20 protein-coding genes are annotated in these 18,581 nt (G+C 64.6%); 11 read left to right on the top strand and 9 right to left on the bottom strand.

Annotation, left to right across the window (positions count from 1 at the left end):
- Window positions 1–88: 88 nt before the first annotated feature.
- Genes ABRP30_RS04130 through ABRP30_RS04110 form a run of 5 tightly spaced genes read right to left on the bottom strand, consistent with a single transcriptional unit; the run spans window position 89 to window position 3,842 of the window.
- The gene (locus ABRP30_RS04130) at window positions 89–1,090 is read right to left on the bottom strand and encodes a FecR domain-containing protein (RefSeq protein ID WP_349976360.1); all 1,002 of its coding nucleotides are present in this window, start codon (window positions 1,088–1,090) and stop codon (window positions 89–91) included.
- Entirely contained in the window at window positions 1,087–1,584 is a 498-nt protein-coding gene (locus tag ABRP30_RS04125) for an RNA polymerase sigma factor (protein ID WP_372490468.1), read from the bottom strand. The genes ABRP30_RS04130 and ABRP30_RS04125 overlap by 4 nt, the downstream gene beginning before the upstream one ends.
- Window positions 1,585–1,639: 55 nt before the next feature.
- Window positions 1,640–1,966 (bottom strand): DUF3325 domain-containing protein, encoded by a 327-nt coding sequence (locus ABRP30_RS04120; protein ID WP_241806588.1) that lies wholly within the window; start codon window positions 1,964–1,966, stop codon window positions 1,640–1,642.
- Window positions 1,960–3,540 carry a PepSY-associated TM helix domain-containing protein gene (locus ABRP30_RS04115; protein WP_349976361.1) on the bottom strand — a complete coding sequence of 527 codons (1,581 nt, stop codon included), beginning with the start codon at window positions 3,538–3,540 and terminating at the stop codon, window positions 1,960–1,962. Before ABRP30_RS04115 ends, ABRP30_RS04120 begins: the two co-directional genes overlap by 7 nt.
- Window positions 3,537–3,842, bottom strand: a complete 306-nt coding sequence (locus ABRP30_RS04110) for a DUF3649 domain-containing protein (protein ID WP_241806586.1) — start codon at window positions 3,840–3,842, stop codon at window positions 3,537–3,539. The genes ABRP30_RS04115 and ABRP30_RS04110 overlap by 4 nt, the downstream gene beginning before the upstream one ends.
- A gap of 274 nt (window positions 3,843–4,116) precedes the next feature.
- On the opposite strand from ABRP30_RS04110, the gene ABRP30_RS04105 reads away from it, so the two are divergent.
- Window positions 4,117–4,464 carry an HPF/RaiA family ribosome-associated protein gene (locus tag ABRP30_RS04105; RefSeq protein ID WP_241806585.1) on the top strand — a complete coding sequence of 116 codons (348 nt, stop codon included), beginning with the start codon at window positions 4,117–4,119 and terminating at the stop codon, window positions 4,462–4,464.
- Between the two features lie 68 nt (window positions 4,465–4,532).
- On the opposite strand, the gene ABRP30_RS04100 is transcribed toward ABRP30_RS04105, so the two are convergent.
- Together ABRP30_RS04100 and ABRP30_RS04095 are read right to left on the bottom strand one after the other, a co-directional pair.
- The gene (locus ABRP30_RS04100; RefSeq protein WP_267821020.1) at window positions 4,533–4,943 is read right to left on the bottom strand and encodes a response regulator; all 411 of its coding nucleotides are present in this window, start codon (window positions 4,941–4,943) and stop codon (window positions 4,533–4,535) included.
- Window positions 4,944–4,998: 55 nt separating this feature from the next.
- A complete protein-coding gene (locus tag ABRP30_RS04095) occupies window positions 4,999–5,175 on the bottom strand; it encodes a Flp family type IVb pilin (RefSeq protein WP_267821018.1) in 177 nt (58 codons plus the stop codon).
- Window positions 5,176–5,470: 295 nt separating this feature from the next.
- On the opposite strand from ABRP30_RS04095, the gene cpaB reads away from it, so the two are divergent.
- From cpaB to ABRP30_RS04055, 8 genes are read left to right on the top strand one after another with little or no spacing between them, the layout of a single operon-like run.
- On the top strand, window positions 5,471–6,418 hold the full coding sequence (gene cpaB, locus ABRP30_RS04090) for a Flp pilus assembly protein CpaB (RefSeq protein ID WP_349976362.1): 948 nt from the start codon (window positions 5,471–5,473) through the stop codon (window positions 6,416–6,418).
- 17 nt (window positions 6,419–6,435) lie between these two features.
- Window positions 6,436–7,695, top strand: a complete 1,260-nt coding sequence (locus ABRP30_RS04085) for a type II and III secretion system protein family protein (RefSeq protein WP_372490401.1) — start codon at window positions 6,436–6,438, stop codon at window positions 7,693–7,695.
- Window positions 7,692–8,882, top strand: coding sequence for a pilus assembly protein (locus tag ABRP30_RS04080; RefSeq protein ID WP_349976363.1), 1,191 nt, complete (start codon window positions 7,692–7,694; stop codon window positions 8,880–8,882). Before ABRP30_RS04085 ends, ABRP30_RS04080 begins: the two co-directional genes overlap by 4 nt.
- On the top strand, window positions 8,879–10,135 hold the full coding sequence (locus tag ABRP30_RS04075; protein ID WP_267821012.1) for a CpaF family protein: 1,257 nt from the start codon (window positions 8,879–8,881) through the stop codon (window positions 10,133–10,135). Before ABRP30_RS04080 ends, ABRP30_RS04075 begins: the two co-directional genes overlap by 4 nt.
- Window positions 10,132–11,013: a type II secretion system F family protein gene (locus ABRP30_RS04070; RefSeq protein WP_349976364.1), complete on the top strand. Its 882-nt coding sequence runs from the start codon at window positions 10,132–10,134 to the stop codon at window positions 11,011–11,013. The genes ABRP30_RS04075 and ABRP30_RS04070 overlap by 4 nt, the downstream gene beginning before the upstream one ends.
- 2 nt (window positions 11,014–11,015) lie before the next feature.
- Complete coding sequence (locus tag ABRP30_RS04065; protein ID WP_349976365.1) at window positions 11,016–11,903, top strand: type II secretion system F family protein; 888 nt, start codon at window positions 11,016–11,018, stop codon at window positions 11,901–11,903.
- A 10-nt stretch (window positions 11,904–11,913) separates the two neighbouring features.
- Window positions 11,914–12,615 carry a tetratricopeptide repeat protein gene (locus tag ABRP30_RS04060; RefSeq protein WP_349976366.1) on the top strand — a complete coding sequence of 234 codons (702 nt, stop codon included), beginning with the start codon at window positions 11,914–11,916 and terminating at the stop codon, window positions 12,613–12,615.
- Between the two features lie 15 nt (window positions 12,616–12,630).
- The gene (locus ABRP30_RS04055) at window positions 12,631–12,894 is read left to right on the top strand and encodes a DUF3613 domain-containing protein (RefSeq protein ID WP_241806576.1); all 264 of its coding nucleotides are present in this window, start codon (window positions 12,631–12,633) and stop codon (window positions 12,892–12,894) included.
- A 16-nt stretch (window positions 12,895–12,910) separates the two neighbouring features.
- On the opposite strand, the gene ABRP30_RS04050 is transcribed toward ABRP30_RS04055, so the two are convergent.
- Entirely contained in the window at window positions 12,911–13,345 is a 435-nt protein-coding gene (locus ABRP30_RS04050; protein ID WP_349976397.1) for an A24 family peptidase, read from the bottom strand.
- 75 nt (window positions 13,346–13,420) lie between these two features.
- Between ABRP30_RS04050 and ABRP30_RS04045 the strand changes: the two genes are divergently transcribed.
- Together ABRP30_RS04045 and ABRP30_RS04040 are read left to right on the top strand one after the other, a co-directional pair.
- Window positions 13,421–13,861, top strand: a complete 441-nt coding sequence (locus ABRP30_RS04045) for a TadE/TadG family type IV pilus assembly protein (RefSeq protein WP_241806575.1) — start codon at window positions 13,421–13,423, stop codon at window positions 13,859–13,861.
- The gene (locus ABRP30_RS04040) at window positions 13,858–16,503 is read left to right on the top strand and encodes an ATP-binding protein (protein WP_349976367.1); all 2,646 of its coding nucleotides are present in this window, start codon (window positions 13,858–13,860) and stop codon (window positions 16,501–16,503) included. The genes ABRP30_RS04045 and ABRP30_RS04040 overlap by 4 nt, the downstream gene beginning before the upstream one ends.
- On the opposite strand, the gene ABRP30_RS04035 is transcribed toward ABRP30_RS04040, so the two are convergent.
- Window positions 16,488–18,443, bottom strand: coding sequence for a pilus assembly protein TadG-related protein (locus ABRP30_RS04035; protein ID WP_349976368.1), 1,956 nt, complete (start codon window positions 18,441–18,443; stop codon window positions 16,488–16,490). The genes ABRP30_RS04040 and ABRP30_RS04035 overlap by 16 nt on opposite strands.
- Window positions 18,444–18,581 lie beyond the last annotated feature (138 nt).

The following is an 18,581-nucleotide window of genomic DNA, read 5'->3' as shown; positions in this document are numbered from 1 at the left end:
ACCTGTGAGAGGGTGATGACTGCGAATGAATCGCACTTCCACTCATTACACGGATGTCACGTCCTGTTACCTCACCCGCTTTTGAAAATTATTTTCCCGCGACCGACACTTGCCGGATGACCGTCAACCGGCCGAGAACCGTCTGCCGCGAGAACCCCATCACCTTGCCCAGCGAGTCCAGCGCCGCCAGTGGCTCGCGCACCGGGAAACTGCCGCTGACCTTGCGCTGCCCCAACTCGCTGTCGAGCAGCACGATCCGCCCCGGGTAATAGCGCCCCAGGTCTTCGATCACCTGCGCCAAGGGCGCCTGGTAGTAGTTGACCCAGCCTTGGCGCCAGGCCAGACGGCTGTCGCTGTCCACACGCGCAGTCTCACCCGCCAGGCCTCGGGCATAGGCCAGTTGCTGGTTGGCCGTCAGCTCACGGGCGGCTTGCCCTTGAGCCGGCGTGACCGCCACTCGACCGTTGCGCACCGTGACCTGTGCACCCTCGGCCTGCTCCCGCACTTCGAACTCCGTACCCAGCACCCGCACCTGGCCCCCCGCCGCCTGTACCAAGAAGGGCTCACCGGTGTGGGTGACCTTGAAGAATGCAGCGCCATGCAACAGCCGCACCTGGCGCTGCCCGTGCTGGAAATCGACAGCAATGGCACTGCCCGCGTCCAGCGTCACCTGCGACTGGTCAGCCAGCGTCACCTGACGGATGGCGTCCGTGCTGCTGAAATCGGCTTGCAGGTCCTGCAGCCAGTACCCCGGGTGCCAGCCCCCCGCAACACCCACGGCCAGCACCAGGCATGCCGCCATAGCCAGGGCGCGGGCGCGGCGCCAGCGCGCCGGGACAGGCGCCTTGGCCATGGCATCCAGGTATCGCTGCAGGTCTGCGTGTTCTTCCTCGGCCAGGCGAGCCGCCGGTGCCGCAGTCTTGTGCCACAGCGCCTGGGCCTGGGCATAGGCTTCACGGTGCCTGGGGTCGGCCAGCAACCAGCGCTTGAACGCCACACTCTGCGCAACCTCAGGCTGCTCGTTGATCGTGGCCAGCCAACGCAGCGCTGCTTGCGACGGGTCAGCAGTGGTCAAGTCTGAACGGCTCATCGACGGGCGCTCCCTGGCCTGGGGATCGGGGGCGCGGGCTCGGCAACACTGGCTTTGCACGCTTGGAGGGCGCGCATCATATGCTTTTCCACGGCACTCTGGGACAGCTGCATGGCCTTTGCGATCTCGCCATATGTGCAGCCGTGTATACGGTTGAGCAAAAAGATCTGCCGGGTTCGCTCAGGCAAGGCGCGCAGCGCCGCTTCGATGCGCTGCAGGTCATGGTTGACCTCCAGCGCCTGCTCCGGTGCCTGGGCCAGGCATTCATCCAGGGGCAGCGACGCTTCGGCGATACGCTCGCGGCTGCCTTCACTACGCAGGTGGTCGATGGCCAGATTCCCGGCGCAGCGCAGCAGGTAGGTGTCCAGCGCCTCTACCTTGACCTCGGGGCGCCGCCAAAAGCGCAAGAACAGCTCCTGGACCAGGTCCGATGCCGTGGCGCGGCAGCCCACTCGACGGCTGACCAAGGCTTCCATGCGTGCGCGCTGGGCCATGAAGACCTGCACGAAACGCGCGCGAGTGCCGTCGCTGTCAGGCTCGATCAAGGCATCATCCGCCAGACAGGATCAATAGCGGGCCCACTATCAGGCTGATCGCCGCCAGCCCCAGCAGCACGCGCGGCTGGTAAGGCAAGGCGAAGACCCACAGGGTCACCCCGGCCATCGACACCGCGACCCACTCCACCACGCCATGCGCCCACCCACGCAGGTGCACCGACAGCGCCAGCGATGCCAGCAGCAACGACCAACCCGCCACGCGCAGGCTACGCAACTGGCCAGCAGCAGGCTTGCGCCCCAGCAGGTCGTTGAAGTGCCTTTCCATCGCCAGGCACAAGGCAGCGAAGCCGGCGAAACCGATCAGGGCGACGCTCAGCATCCATTCACCTCGACCGTTTCAGCCGTTGCCTTGGCCACCCGGGGCTCACGCTTGGCCACAGCCTTCGGGGCACGTAGCATCTTGCCTGCGGCCCAGGCCAAAAACAGACCGGTGCCGAGTGCCGTGAGGTCCAGCCCGGCCATGGCCCAGTCGCCGGCGGCCAGGCTGTGGTTCAGGCCCTGGCCGGTGGTCAGTGCATTGAGCAACGGCAGCAGGGCAAAGGCCAGCGCCCCAAGCCCCAACTGCTCGCCCCAGGCGCGACGCCCGGGGCGCAGCACGGCATGTACCAGCGACAACAGCCAGACTACGAAGAACGTGTTCACCTCCCAGTCCGCCCGGCCTTGCAGCGCGGCAGGCAGCACGCGGTTGGCCCAGAAAAAGCCGGCCACCGCGAGCAGCAGGCCACTGATGCTGGCAATGTTGAGCACCTCGACCAGGCGCAGCTCGGCGGGCATGCGTTCGCGCTTGGCGTGCTTGAGCTGGCGCTTGCCAAGCCACATCACCAGGCCCGTGCCGATGACCGCAGTACCGGCCACCCCGAACACGAAGTACAGCCAGCGCAACCAGGGCCCGGCGAAGTTGCCCATGTGCAGGCCGACGAAACTGAACGAGGTCATCATTGCAGCGCTTTCCGGTGCCCCTTGGCTCAGCAGTTCGCCCGTGCTGCCGTCGAACATCCAGTTGGCGCTGCGCTTGTAGGCGATGCTGTCGGCCGAAGCCTGGGCGAAGCTCACGCGAGCGTTGCGGTCGCCCGGGTTGTGGACCTGGATGTACCCCATGCGGGCTCCGGGGGCCTGCGCCTGAACCTTGGCATACAAGCTGGCCAACGGCACCAGTGGCGCAGCGACGTTGGCCACCTTGGGCACGTCCTCACGGCCGAACAGGTCGTTGAAATAGCCGTTGGTATTGCCCCCATAGCTGGCCATGATGCTGGCCGGCATCACCATGTACATGAAGATCACCAGGCTGCTGTAACTGATCATCAGGTGGAACGGTAACACCAGCACACCGATGGCGTTATGCCCGTCCAGCCACGAGCGCTGGCCCTTGCCGGGGCGGAAGGTGAAGAACTCCTTGAAGATCTTCTTGTGGGTGATGATCCCGGTGACGAGGCCGAGCAACATGATGAAGGCGCAGAAGGTCGCCAGCCAGCGCCCCCAGGGGTGGGGCATCTGCAGCTGGAAGTGGAAGCGGTAGAAGAATTCGCCGCCGCGGCTGTCGCGGGCCTCTACGGGCTGCCCGGTCTGGGCGTCGAGTTGCTTGCTGACAAAGCCACGGCGCCCGCCATCTGGGTCACGCCAACCGACGCTCAACGCGGCTTTGCGCTCGCTGGGCAAGCGGATCATCCAGTTGCCCGAATGTGCCGCGTTGGCCTCCAGGTAGCGCTGAGCCAGGCCCAGGCTCGCCACCGGGTCGAGTGCGTGGCGGTGGACTTCAGGCTGTGTCCAGTGGCTGATCTCTTCCTTGAAATACGACAGCGTGCCGGTCAGGAAGATAGCGAATAGCAGCCAGCCGAAAATAAGCCCGGTCCAGGTGTGCAACCAGGCCATCGCCTGGCGGAAACCGTCCTTCATGGGTTTCTCAGCCAATAGGCGAACCCGCTGATCAGCGCCAGCAGCAGGCTCGGCAGCAACACGCCCAGCCAGGCAAGCGCGGCGCTGCGACAGGCGAAACACCAGATGAAGGCCAGCAGGTAGAAGACGAACGACAACATCATGCCGGTCATGGCCGCGTCGACTTGCGGCAACGGCGCCAGCAGGGTGATGCAGACGCTGGCCATGGACGCCAGCAGGTATCCGCCCAGCACCGCAGCCAGGCAGCGTGAGGTCACGGCCAGGCGGTAGCTCAGGGGCAGTCCGGCGGCATTGCGCTTCATGGCGGAGGTCCGGGAAACGATGGGGTAGCAATAGTAATGATTTCAATTCGCATAAGCAAAGTCTGAAAGGCCACAGGGTTTTGAGCAGGCCTTCGCTCGTCAAGGGCAGCCCAGTTGCCTTTGCGATGCCAATTGCAACAGAACATTTATTTTCACGAAGGGCTTGAATTCAGGCTTCGGTTGCCTGACCTTAGAGTCAAGAGGCGAAGCTTTACCAAGGGCCTCAAGGGCCTAGGCACGCCTCCATGCGAGCAAGCTGAATAAGGATTGAATCATGCAAATCCAGGTCAACAGCAGCAACCATATCGAAGGCAACATCCGTCTCAACGAGTGGGTCCGCAGTACGCTGCAAACCACGCTCGAACGTTACGAGGAGGACCTCACCCGCATCGAGGTGCACCTGCGCGACGAGAACGGCGCCAAGCCCGGGCCGCATGACAAACGCTGCCAGATGGAGGCTCGCCCCAAAGGCCATCAACCGATTTCCGTGACCCATACCGCCGCTTCGCTGGACCAGGCCGTGGATGGGGCAGCCAGCAAGCTGAACAATGCGCTGGATCATTTCTACGGCAAGCTGCGCAGCAAGCGCGGTGTACTGGAGCTCAATGACCCCGACGCCTGATCCTTGCCAGTAACCAGAACGCCCGGCCATGTGCCGGGCGTTTTCGTTTCTGCTCTCGCCGCGTGGAGTCAGTACTTGGCAACCTGCAACAACGGTTGCGGGAACAGGTTGTCCAGTGTCTCCAGCAACCGTGCGTAATAGATGGGCTTGCGGAAGAAATCCAGCACCTGCAGGCGCAGCAGGTCGCTGAGGTCGTCTGCACCGGCGTGGCCCGACATGACGATCACCGGCAAATGCTGGCGGGCCGTATGGTCGCGCAAGCGCTGGATCAAATCGATGCCGCTTTCCTCCGGCATACGCAGATCAGTGATGACCAAGGCAACGTCCGGATACTGGGTGAGCAGTTGCAGTGCAGCTTTCACCGAGCCTGCGGTATGGCAGTAGTACCCCTCGCTTTCGAGGAGTTCGGCCAACTCAAGTAGATGCTCTTGCTCGTCATCGACCAGAAGAATCTGCTGACGCGAGGGCGAGTTCTGCATGTGCGGCTCCTGGACACCTGGCCCGGTGAGGCGTTGAACATCATTGGGTTAGGGATTAAAGAGCCCCCTGGATCGCGGTGAACATCGCCGTGATCTGGGTCGAGATGGGCGTGACGAAACCCGCCAGCACCACCGCCACCATCGCCGCGATGACCGCGTACTCGATACCCGAAGCGCCGTCTTTGCGACGCAGGAAGTGTTTGCAGTGAAGGACGACCTGTTTCAGCAACATGACCAGCTCCTTGCGGCGACATCGCCGGCGACAATGGTGTCAAAGTGACCCCTGTTTGCCATCAAAGGATTGCCAAGCTGGCGCCGTCCGCAAATATAAAAAAGCATTAGTCATCAGGTAATAATCCAAAAGCATTAAAGCCGTCGATTTCATCAACTGATTGTTTTAATTGGTTTTACATTCAGGCGTGAAAAAAACGCGAGCGGCTAATGGCGAATGGCAATGGGTGGGCTACCGTGCAATAGCGAAATAGTAACTTTTTGCCACCACCCGAACATGTGCACGGAGGCCAGACATGAGCAGTCGCTTGACCATGATTCTGGCTGCAGTTTTCCTGATCGGCGCACTGCTGGCAGGCTATTGGGGGGTGGTGCTCAGCCGCCCTGCTGCACCACCCCAGCCAGTCGCCCCTGTCGCCGAACAGCCGGCAGCCGTGGTTGCCGCGCCCACCCCAAAACCGCCCGAGCCCCAGCGCTTCCCTGTCGTCGTGCTGCGCAAGGCGCTGCCGGCCAATACGCCTCTGACTGCAGACGACGTGCTGCTCGAGCGCTTGCAGGTGGTGCCTGACGGGGCCTTCCAGCACGTAGACCAGGTGATCGGACGCAGCAGCGCCAGGCCACTGGCGGCAGGTAGCTGGCTGGACGAATCGAGCTTCCAGCCTGGCGGACCGCTGGCACGGATGATCCGCGCCCACGAACGGGCCGTGGCGGTCGGCGTGGACGAAGTGGTCGGCGCAGCCGGGCAACTGTACCCAGGTGATTTTGTCGACGTGCTGCTGTACCTGCGCGAAGAGGCCAACAACCCACAATCCTCGGCCCAGGTGGTGTTGCCGGCCCTGCGCGTGCTGAGCGTCGGCGAACAGATGGGCGTTGCCAATGACGGGCGGCCGGCACTGACCGCCGAGGAACTCAAGGCCCGACGCGAACAGGCGCGCCCAAGCAACCCGGCCAGCACCCACACCGTGGTGCTGGCAGTTCCTGAAGCCTTGGCCAGCCGCCTGATGCTGGCAGCCCAGGTCGGCGCCCTGCGCCTGGCCGTGCGCAGTGCCGCCGAGCAGCGGCTGGCCCGCTACTGGGCCGAAGCGGAAAGCAAGCCTCAGGTAGAAACCATCAACCGCGAACTCTTTCGGTTCAGCCAGCTTTCCCAGGCCCCGTTGGCCAAAACCGCCTCAAGCGCTGCAGCCGTTGCGAGCATGCAGATCATCCGTGGCGCACAGGCCGCGGACGCCAACAAGACCCCCTGACAAGGCAAGGATGCAGCATGCGCAGTTCCGAGCGTTGCAGTGCAAAACGGTTCGCCAGCCACACATGCCTGGCCTTGCTCATGATGGCGCTGTTGCCGCACGCCAATGGCGCCAGCAAAGGCTGCGAAGCCTTTGCCCAACTGCCTTCAGTGATCGAAATCGATCAAGGCCTACAGCAAGAATTACGCTTGCCGCTGGCAATCACCCGGGCTGCCGTCGGCGACCCCAACGTTGCCGATGTGCAACCCAGCGGTGACCGCGCCGTACTGGTGACCGCCGTGGGCCAGGGCAATACCACGCTCATGCTGTGGACGGACTGCGCCCCCGCGCCACACCGGGCCATGCTGTTCGTCAACGGCCAGGCCAGCGCCGCCATGGCCGAAACGGGCCTGCCACCGTCGCTGGATCCGGCGTTGCCGAGCCAGGTGCAGGCCGATATCCGCTTCGTCGAGGTGCGCCGCACCAAGTACAAGGAAGCCGGCGCCCGCCTGTTCTTCAGCGGCTCGAACAACAGCCTGATCGGGTCGCCGGGCACCGTGCCAGGCACATCGGTGACGCCGGGCGCCGTGCCTGTCACCTCGCCGCAGATCCCGCTCAACGACGGCGTGTTCAACATTGTCTGGGGCGGCGGCAGCAGCCGTTTCCTGGCAGCCATCAATGCACTGGAGAACAGCGGCTTCGCCTACACCCTGGCGCGCCCCAGCCTCACCGTGCTCAGCGGCCTGACGGCAAGCTTTCTGGCCGGGGGCGAGATACCGATCCCGGTGCCCAGCGCTGGCAGCGACAACTTTTCGATCGAGTACAAGGAGTTTGGTGTGCGCCTGGCCCTGACGCCGACCGTGATCAGCCGCGACCGCATCACCCTGAAGGTAGCGCCTGAAGTCAGCGAGCTGGATTACACCAACGCGGTGACCATTGGCGGTACCAGCGTACCGGGGCTGAGCATACGGCGCACCGATACCAGCATTTCCCTGGCCGATGGCGAGAGTTTCATCATCAGCGGCCTGGTCGGCAACAACACCCGTTCGGCGGTGGACAAGCTCCCCGGGCTGGGCAACCTGCCGATCCTTGGCGCGTTCTTCCGGCAATCGGCCCTGGTACGTGAGGAAACCGAGCTACTGATGATCGTCACCCCGCATCTGGTTCAACCGCTGGCGGCCAATGCCCGCCTGCCGGAACTGCCCGGTGAAGGGTTGCGCACCTATGACCCCAGCTGGGGCCGGCTGTTCTTCATGGAAAACGGCAACTTCGATGGCCAAAGCGGGTTATCACGATGAACGAGAGCCTCAACCAGACGTTTCTGGGCATCACCCGCAACGAAGAAGACCTGCAGTGGCTGCAGAGCGCGCTGGCACCCCAAGGCCAGGTGATCGGTGCCAGTGGCGGCAGCCTCGACGAGCTGTTGGCGCTGATCAATGCGACGTTCAGCACCTTGGTGTTCATCGGCCTGGACCGTGAGCAACTGGTCAACCAGTGCGCACTGATCGAAGGCGTGCTCGAGGCCAAGCCGCTGCTTGCGATCGTCGCCCTGGGTGATGGCATGGACAATCAGCTGGTGCTGCACGCCATGCGTGCCGGCGCCCGCGATTTCGTCGCCTATGGATCGCGGGCCAGTGAAGTGGCCGGGCTGGTCCGGCGCCTGGGCAAACGCATGCCCACCGTCACCAACAACCCCAGCCTGGGCGGCCTGACCGTGCTGTACGGCGTGCAGACCGGTGCCGACGGTGCGCTGCTGACCACGCATCTGGCGCGGGTGGTCCAGGAAAGCGGCCAGCAGACCCTGCTGCTGGACCTGGGCATGCCACGTGGCGACAGCCTGGCGCTGCTGGGGCTGGAGGCGTCGTTTTACTTCGGCGATGCCCTGCGCCACTTGCGCCGGCTCGACACCACCCTGATCGACAGCGCTTTCACCCGCGACAAGAAAGGCCTGCGCCTGCTGACCTTCGCCGAAGATGACGAACCTCTGCCCAAGACCAGTGCCGCCGAGCTGTACATGCTGCTCAGCGCACTGCGCCAGCACTTTCAGCACATCGTCGTGAACCTGACCGGGCATGCCGACAGCGAGGCCCTGCGCACCATCATCAGCCATTGCGACAAGCTCATCATCTATACCGACCAGAACATCCTCGACTGCCGGCGCAACCTCGAAGTGCTGGAGCTGTGGCGCGATCATGGCATCAAGCTGGAGCATGCCAGCCTGCTGGTCGACCGCTACCTGAGCAATGTCGCGCCGGATGCCGAGAGCCTGGCCAAGCGCTACGGCCTACCCCTGCTCAAAGTCATGCCTGACAGCCCCGAAGTCCGGCTGAACGTGAAAAACCAGGGCCTGAGCCTGTTCGAGCTGGCACCGCGGGAAAACCTGACCCAGGCCCTGCGCAGCCTGGGTGAGCGCTTGGCGCAGCGCTCGGAGAACCTTGCGCCACCGGCCTTTACCTGGCTGCGCCGGCTATGGGGTAGCAAATGAACGGCGACCAACCCTTCGGCGGCCCTCACCATGCCTCGGGCGACCCGTATGCGCTCAAGCGTGCACTGCACCGTTTTGCCATCGATGCCATCGAAGACAGCGGCCGCAACCTGCTCGAAGGCGCGCGCCCGGCATTGACGCAATTTGTCCTGGAGCAGGTGGGCGATTACGTGGCCCGCCTGCGCCTGGCGATGTCACGCTATGAAATGGAGCGCCTGGCCGAAGAACTGGTCGATGAGCTGACTGGGTTCGGGCCGCTGGAGGTGCTGCTGCGTGATGCCAGTGTCACCGAAATCCTGGTCAACGGACCGCACAGGGTGTTCGTCGAGCGCGGCGGGCAACTGCAACAGACTGACCTGCGTTTCATCGATGCCCACCACGTCGAGCGCGTCATGCAGCGCATCCTCGCACCGCTCGGAAGGCGCCTGGATGAATCGTCGCCGATGGTCGACGCGCGCCTGCCCGACGGCAGCCGGGTCAATGCGATCATTCCACCGGTGGCCTTGGACGGCCCCTGCCTGTCGATCCGCAAATTCCGCCAGGACATGCTCAAAAGCGCCGACCTGCTCGCCACCCGTGCCATCGACCAACCTATCTTCGACTTCCTCGAGCGCGCCGTGGGCCGGCGCTGCAACATCCTGGTCAGCGGCGGCACCGGCACCGGCAAGACCACCCTGCTGAACATCCTCAGCCAGATGATCGCCCCACGCGAGCGCCTGGTGACCATCGAAGACGTCGCCGAACTGCAACTGCACCATCCCCACGTGGTACGCCTGGAAACCCGCCCGCCAAATGCCGAGGGGCATGGCGAGATCAAGGCCAGCGAGCTGATCCGCAATGCCCTGCGCATGCGCCCGGACCGTATCATCCTCGGTGAAATCCGCGGTACCGAGGTGCTGGATGTACTCACGGCGATGAACACCGGCCACGATGGCTCGATGAGTACGGTGCACGCCAACACCGCGCAGGACGCCTTGCTGCGCCTGGAAACCCTGGTTGGCCTGAGCGGGCGGCAGATCGCCGAGAAGACCTTGCGGCAGATGATCTGCGCGGCACTGGACGTGGTGATCCAGCTGGCGCGCCTGCCCGACGGGCGCCGCTGCGTCAGTGAAATCCTGGAAGTGGTCGGCGTGCGTGATGACGTGTACGTGACCAGCACACTGTTCCGCCTCGACCGCCGCGGTGGCGACGTGTTTCTACGGGAGGCGCCGAACCCGGCGGGGAGCAAACTGCGCCATGAAGGTGTGCAATGACCGGCCCCTTGCTGCTGGCGCTGGCGCCCCTGTTGCTGGGCGTCGCCCTGATGCTGTTTCGCCGGGGCCTGTACAAGCGCAGCGAACAGCGCATTCTCCAGCGCCTGGGGCGGGCCTTTGAGTTGGCCCGCAGCGCCAACGCACGGCGCGACTGGCTCGAGCCGCTGTTGCAACGGGCCGGGCTTGGCGCCACCGACTGGCAACCGCAGCGCTGGCTGCTGGCCTGGCTGGGCCTGGCGCTGGTGGCGCTGCTGGGCGCCGGGTGGGTGGCCGCGCTGATGGTGCTGGTGAGCCTGCCGCTGCTCGGCTATTTCACCCTCAGCTGGCTATGCCGGCGGCGTGTGCAGCAGCTTGTCGCGCAACTGCCCGCACTGCTGGACTACAGCGTGCGTAGCCTCAAGGCCGGGCGAACCCTCAATGATGCGCTACTCGGTGGTATCGACGGCTCGCGCGAGCCGCTGCGCTCGACCATGACCCGGGTACGGCGCAGCGTGCAGCTGGGCGTACCGCTGGACGATGCGGTCAACGAACTGGCCGAGCTCTACAACCAGGATGAGTTGCGCCTGTTCGCCATGGGGCTGCGCATCAACCAGCGCTACGGCGGCAACACCAGCGAGCTGATGGAAAACCTGATCAAGCTGATCCGCGAGCGCGAACAAGGCAGCCGCCAGCTCAAGGCGATGACCGGCGAAACCCGCATCACAGCGATGATCCTCGGCGCCTTGCCGCTGTGCATGGTCGGCTACTTCCTGATGGCCAACCCGCAGTACCTGCTGACTATGTGGCAAGACAGCGGCGGCCAGATGATGTTGCTGCTCGCCTTCGCCCTGCAGGTGGTCGGCTGCCTGGTGCTGTGGCGCATGATGAGGAGCCTCTGACCATGGCCTTGTTGCTCTGTGCCGTGTGCCTGTTCATCGCCGCCGGCTTGCTGGGCTTGCAGGCGGCCCGTCAGCTGCGTGCCCGTTACCTGGTCACGCGCAGGCTGCAGGGGCGGCTGGCGCGCGAGGAGCGCCTGGGGAACTGGCTGCACTGGCTGGGCAACAGCCCCTTGGGGCAGCGCCTGCAGAAACTCGACGGTGAAACCCAGGCCTTGCTCGACCGGGTCGGCTGGCGCCGCAGCCGCCAGCGGGCGCTGTTCGCTGCCCTGCAACTGGGGCTGCCGCTGGTGGCGGTCGTCCTGACCTTGATCCTGCAGCACGCCGCACTGGGCGGTGCGGGCACACACTGGCTGGTCTGGCCGCTGTTTGCCTTGGGTGCCAGCTACCTGTTGCCCAAACGCTTGCTGGCGATGGCCGCCCGGCAGCGCCAGCAACGGATCGCCCTGGAAGTCAGCCTGATGATTCCGCTGCTGCGTATTCTGTTCGAGACAGGCCTGGCCGTAGAGCAGGCGTTGCGGGTACTGAGCCAGGAAGGCCAGGCGCTGCTCCCGGAAATCAGCGAAGAGCTACGCCTGGTGCTGCAACGGGTGGACTCGGGCCTGGCGCTCGGCCCGGAACTGGACAAGACCGCACGCCTGTTGGCCGTGGATGAATTCATCGATACCTGCGTAATCCTTCAGCAGTTGCTGGTACAGGGCAGCGGCGCGATGAAGTCGCTGCTCGCACTCAAGGATCTGCTCGACGACCGGCGCCTGACACGCATGCAGGAGCGGGTTTCGAAGATGTCGGCAAAGATGTCGGCGGTGATGATGGTATTTCTCTTCCCGGCACTGCTCATCGTCCTGGCCGGGCCGGGTTTTTCCGCCTTGACGCGGGCCTTGGGGCCCTAGGGAGTAACGGATGAAAGCGACCCTGTTGTTCACCGGCCTGCTAGTGCTGACGGGCTGCGCCGGCCAGCCGCCTGGCGGGCTCGGGCAGTTGTTCGGCACCTCAAGCTGCGCTAAGCCGGACGCCGACCAGCAACTGGCACTGAACCTGGCGGACGAGATGCTCAACGATGGCCGCCCGCACGCCAGCCTGGCGCACCTGGAGCAGTTGCCCAACACCCTTGACCAGGTACGCTTGCGCAAGGCCAGGGTCTCACGCCTGCTGGGGCGCAGCGAAGCAGAACCGCTGTACCGCAGCTTGCTCGGCGGCTGCCTCGCGGCCGAGGGTGAGCATGGCCTGGGCCAGCTCGCCTCGGCCCGCGGCGATGACGTGCAGGCCTTGCAGAACCTGCAGCGCGCGGCACGGCTGGCACCGACCGATGAGCGCATTCGCAATGACCTGGGTGTAGTGCTGATGAACCTGGGCAGGTATGAACAGGCACGCTTCGAATTCCTGACCGCCATCGAGCTCAAGGAGGACAACTCGCTGCCCGCCGTCAACCTGGTGACCTTGGCGCTGCTGCAAGACAACTGGCAGCAAGCCACCGACCTGGTCGGCCGCCTGCGGCTCAAGCCGGCGCAGTTCGCCCAGGCCCAGGCCCGCGCCAGCCAGATCAAAGCCACCGGGCGCGGGCCGATAGCCTCGGCCGGTGGCGAACGTGTGATGGTCAACTGAGCGAAGGAGAAGGTCATGATCAGGTATGTGATGCTGCTGGCCTGCTGCACCGGTTTCTCCACGGCCTGGGCAGAGGATTACCCACGCCAGCAACCGCCTGCGCAAACGGCGACCGAAGCGCTGCTGCGGGTGCAGTCCAGTGGCGAACAGGCGTCCAACCGCCTGCAGGTGCAGACAGCGCGCGAGCGCGACCTGTCCAAGCAGCGCTGGCTGGAAACCTACAAGTACGCCATTCCGGATTTCTATCGCTGGACCAAGGTGACCGAGTCCAACAACTGACCGGGCCAGGGCACGCTCAGCGCATGCACACGCAGGCCAGCAAAAAGCCCACCAGCACGAAGGGCGCAAATGGCTGGGTTTCAGGCGCCTGCCCTGCCCTGCGCCGCGCCCAGCGTCGCAACAGCGCCCAGATCAGCATGCAGCCCCCGGCACCGATGAACGTACCGAGCACGTAGGCCTGGCTGGTGGCCAACCCCAGCGCGCCGAGCAACTTGACGTCGCCGGCACCGAAACGCCCCATCATGTAGCCAGGCAATGTGAGCAGCAACACGATCACCAGTGCCCAGCCGGCATCACTGGCCCGGGCGCCGATCCAGCTGTGCCCGGTAGCCACCAGCCATACCAGCGCACAGGCTGCCACCCCCAGGGTCAGAACGTTGGAAATCTGCCGTTCGCGGACATCTTGCCCGCTGCACACGGCAAGCCACAGCAGCAAGGCGATACTGGATATTGGCAATTGGCCATCCCTGTTCGTCGAAGGCTTCTATGCTGTAACTCAGGACTCCTCGTCAGGGTAGACGCAATCATGCAAGCAGGCCCGCCAGCACGGCAAAAAGGCGCAGCAGCCATCGAGTTCGTCGCCGTCTTCATGATCTTTTTCACCGTGTTCTACGGCCTGGTCAGCTACACCCTGCCAATGCTGATGCTGCAGTCGTTCAACCAGGCCAGCAGCGAGGCCGTACGCCGCTGCGTGGCCCTGGACCCGAGCAGCGAAAGCTATGACGACGATGTGCAGGCGCTTGCCCACGCCGTGATCCGCGAGCAGTTGGCCTGGATGCCCGAGGCACTGGACTTCCAGCCGGCCGATGCACAGGTGAGCGTGGATGATGACAAGCTGCTGAAAGTGACGATCAATTATCCGAAAAGGAAACTGCACAACGTATTGCCGATGCTGGTGATACCGCTGATTGGCGAAGTGCCCCGCTTGCCTGAGAGCTTGCGAGCCGAAGCGAGCCTGCAACTGTGAGCGGCCTGTTCGATCGCTGGCTGGGCAGCCCTGCCGCAGAGCCTGCCGCGCAGATGCCGCAGGCGGTGGGCCTGCAGGTGTGGCTGGACGATCACGGGCACGTGCTGCGCCTGGCCGGGCCCTTGCGCACGCTGCTGGCCGTACCTGGCCACGCCCAGGCGCGAATACACGACTACCTGTATCGGCACAGCTGGCTGGCCCTCGAAGGTGTGCCTGCCGATTGGCAAGGGCAAGCGCTGGATCTGGATTTTCACACCGTGCACGGCCACGCCCTGCAGACCCGCGGCTGGCTGCAACACCAGGCGATCGGCTGGATGCTGCAGCTGTTCGATATCAGCGACCTGCTGCGCCAAGGCGCTCAGCAGGAGCAGTGGCTGACCCAGCGCCAGCTGGCCGCAGAGGTCGGCCAGGCCGTGCGTGACTGCAGCGAAGCGTGGCTGACGCAGACGACCGCCGAGCAACTGCTGCGCCTGGCCGAGCACTGGCACGCCGGCTCGGTACGCCTGATGTTGGCGGACCAAGCGCGCTGGCGCGCCTATACCTGCAGCGAAAACGACTGGCCTTGGCCCGATGACCAACGCCTGCAGCCGTGGCTGCAGGCGCTTCCCGCCCACTTTCAGCAGGTCGCGCCGGACTTGCCGCACTGGCGAGCGACGTGCGCTGGGTTACCGCTGTTCCTTGTGCCTTACAGCCACGGCCATGAGGTTCAGGCCTGGTTGCTGTGTGCGGGCGCGCCGTCGGTACCTGCGCCAGAGGCGGCCAAGGCGCTGTTGCAAGCCTTGCTCGAACCGCTGCTGGCGCGCCTGCGGCAACACCAGTTGCAGCAGCGCTCGCGGCATCTGGACGAGTTGCAACAGCAACTGGGCGCAGGCTGGTGGCAATGGCCCGGTCAAGGGCTGCTGCAGTTCGATCCGGCCCTGGCCGCCAGCCTTGACCTGCCTGCTACGGTAAGCCTCGAGCAATGGCTGGCGCGCCTGCATCCGGCTGATCGGGAGGCCGCGCAAATGGCCCTGGAGCAACTGCGCCACGGTGCTGCATTGAGCCTGAACGTGCGCCTGCTCGCAGCCGACAGTGCTGCCGCGCCGCGCTGGCTGCACTGGGTCGGGCAGTTGCACGGCGGGCAGGGGCAAGGCTTTGTGCTCGACATCAGCGCACTGAAAGCCCAGGAACTTCAGGCCAGCGCCGCGCGCGCCCGGCTGGAGAACCTGATCGCCAGCTCGCCTGCGGTGATCTATATCCAGCGCTGTAGCGAGGGCGCGCTGCACAGCGAATTTTTCAGCGCCAGCCTGACGCCGATGCTGGGCTGGCCCAAAGATAGCGAACTGGCGCGCCAGCCAGGCCAGGCGGTACACCCGCACGACCAGGCACTGTGGCTTGAACGAACACGTACGCTGCTGCGCGATGGCCAGGTACGCAGCCGCTATCGCCTGCGCGATCATCTGGGTGGCTACCACTGGGTGCTGGACGAAGCCCGCCTGTTGCGTGACGACCTCGGCCAGCCGGTCGAGGTGGTCGGCCTGTGGCTCGATGTCAGCGAAGCGACCGAAGCTGCCGAGCGTGTGCGCCAGAGTGAGGAACGCTACCGGGTACTGGTGGAGGATTCACCCGCGATGATCTGCCGCTACACCCCGGACCTGCAATTGCTGTTCGGCAACCGGCCGCTCGCCGAACAGCTGGAGTGCGCCCCTGAGCAATTGCGCGAGATGAACCTGGGCCAATGGATGTCAGAAGCCCAGCGCCTTGCATTCCTGCAGCGCCTCGCCGCGCTGACCCCCGAGCAGCCGCTGGGCAGCGCGGAGATCTGCCTGCAACTGCCAGGGCACAGGCATGCCTGGTGGGTGTGGGCCGAGCGTGGGTTGTTCGATGAGCAGGGCCGGCTGCTGGAAGTGCAGGCAGTGGGGCGCGACAACACGCAGGTCAGGCATAGCCAGCAACAACTGATGCAGGGCGCGAAGATGGCCACGCTCGGTGAGTTGGCGACAGGGCTGGTGCATGAAATCAACCAGCCGCTGAACGTGATGCGCCTGGCCATCGCCAATACCCTCAAGCGCGTGGAAAGCGGAGTGCTCGACGTCGAATACCTGCAAGGCAAGCTACAGCGCATCGATGCACAGGTGGGGCGTGTGGCCAGGCTGGTGGAGCATATGCGCACCTATGGGCGGCGCTCTGCGCTTGAGCACCAGGTGTTTGCGGCGTGGACGGCGGTGGATGGCGCCATAGCGTTGCTGGGTGAAGGGTTGCGCGGCAAAGGTGTCGCCTTGCAGATCGAAGCGCCGGACTTCTGCCCGGAGGTGCAAGGGCATGAGGACCAGCTCGAGCAGGTGCTGATCAACCTGATGGTCAACGCCCGGGATGCGTTGCTCGAGCGTCAGGTGGTCAGCCCCCGAATCGGCATCTGCCAGCGTATCGAGCAAGGGCAACTGTGCCTGCAGGTGGACGACAACGCCGGGGGTATCGACCCGCGTCTGATCGCGCGTATCTTCGAGCCGTTCTTCACCACCAAGCCTGCGGGCGTGGGAACCGGGCTGGGGTTGTCGGTGAGCTTCGGCATCGTCGAGGCCATGGGTGGCAGGCTCGAAGCACTCAATGGGGCTGACGGCGCCTGCTTCCGGGTATTGCTGCCCATCTACAACATCAACTGAGCTCGGCCGGTGGCGCAACTGAGGTTGGCGCCAACGTCGGTATTGACCAGGTCGATGCCCAGCACCTTCAACAGCACATTGACCAAGGGGTCGAGCAGCGGGCTGAGCAACCCCCTTATCAACGGTTCGATGATGCCTTTGACCGTACCGAGCACGTTACCGGCAATCACCAACACCTCGCCAAGGCCACTGTTGGCAGTGGGTTTGAAGGCCTGGAGCTGGACGCCCAGTAAGGTATCGCTGAGGCTGCCGACCACATTGTCATTGGCGGGGCGCATGTTCATGTAGGCCGCGGGCTGGCCGATATTGGGCGGTTCGCTGCCCGGCCCCTGGAACAGCAACGGGTGCTCTACCGGGCCACTGCCCAGCAGTTTGCTGTCGACCCGCAGGCCAAGACCACCACCGGCGTAAGGTATTCGGCTTTGGCAGGTGCCGAGTATCAGCAACTTGGTGCAGCGCTTGGTGCCGATATCGACCAATGGCAGGGCCTTGACTACGGTCGTGCCGCTGGTGAAGAACGCATCAGCGGATTCGAAGCGGCCCACCGCCAGCTTGGCGGCAGCGCTCTGAGCCTGAACGGTCAAACGCTTGGGCGAGCACCTGAACGTGTCAGGGGACTGCGGGTCGAGGCGCGCCGTGGCTTCGGCGACCTCAAGGCCAATGTCCAGCTCAAGCCTGTCTGGCACGAGCACGATGTCGGTGACAGTGCACGGCACACCCAGCAGACACAGCACCGACTCCAGTGTCGAAGCCAGGTTCAGGCTGAGCAGGTTATTGAGCACGTTGGTCAGCGGCGAGACAAGGTCGAGCACGGCATTGGCCAAGCCGAAAACCCCGCTGAGCAGCGGCAGGTCGAGGGAAATCATCGCCCGTACCTGAGCCGTGTGAACCCTCAGTTCATCCGTACGCGGGTCGCCGACCGCCGAGACCTGTTGCGGCTCGATCACCTTCAGCCGCACCCGCCCGTTGACCAGGCCGAGCACGCTGAGCGGCAAGTCGGCGGTGGCTGCGCTTTCGCTCGCCGCCAGCTGGATCACCCCCTGCACCAGCTGCAGCAGCTGGATGCTGGCGTCCAGCCCTGCTTGGGCAGTACCGTTCTGAATATCGAGAATCTCGCCCAGTTGCAGCAAGGTGCTGTTGCCGGCACCCAGGGCGACCTTGCCCAGGTTGGTGACGACATCGGCGGCGGCGCCGCTTTGCTCAAGCACCTTGACCGCCGCTTCCAGCAATTGTGTGGCGGTGGCGTCGGCATTGACTAGCTGCTGGTAGTCGCCGACGGTCAATTGCAGGTCGACAGCCAACTGGTCGAGGTAATCGAGCAGGTTGAGGTCGGTTGCGGCGATGCCGTTCCAGCCCGCCAGGCCAAGCTGCACGTTGCCACCCAAGGCGCCGAGCAAGCCATCGAGCAACACCGACTGTTGCGAGTTCACCGTAGCCAACGTAGTGCGAATGCTCAGCATGGCCTGTGGCGGCGAGGGTTTCGATGCCACAGCATGGGCCTGCAAGGTCGTGGTCAGCGGCACCTCCCCCCCTTGGGTCAGCAGGTAGATGCCGGCGGCGAAACTGGTGGTGACGGTGTTGCTGACATCGACCCTTATCGCTTCGTTACGGGTGTTGTCATGGGTGAAGGTGCGCAGGCTGTTGGCACCGGTCTGCAGGTAGCCACAGCTGGCCACCACCGGGCTGCCGGGCGTGTGGCCGTTGCGAGCCGCGGCGATGCTGGCGATGGCCGTGGCCTGTGGGCCATTGCCGGTGCACACGGCAGACTGGCCAGCAGCCTCCAGCGCGGCCATGTCGGCGATACGTTGCAACTTGCGCTGTTCAAGGTAAAGACGGCCGCTGTCCACCGCTACCAGCATGAACAGCAAGGCCAGCGCCAGCGTGGTAACCGCCATCAGGCCGATCGCGCCACGCTGCCGGGCAGCGGAAGAGGGAACCACGGGCACTCCTTTGCAGGCCAGAGGCCAGCCATCGCGGCTTTGGTCAAAAGAGTGTAGCCACACTAGTGGCTAATTGCCTTGCCCTGTTGATGCCAGGCTACCGATCAAATGCCCTGAACCAACCCGGCACCTATCCGG

The organism is Pseudomonas sp. WHRI 8519 (genome assembly GCF_040224055.2).
In the GTDB taxonomy this organism is placed as follows: domain Bacteria; phylum Pseudomonadota; class Gammaproteobacteria; order Pseudomonadales; family Pseudomonadaceae; genus Aquipseudomonas; species Aquipseudomonas putida_X.
This window is presented reverse-complemented; position numbering and strand designations above follow the sequence as displayed.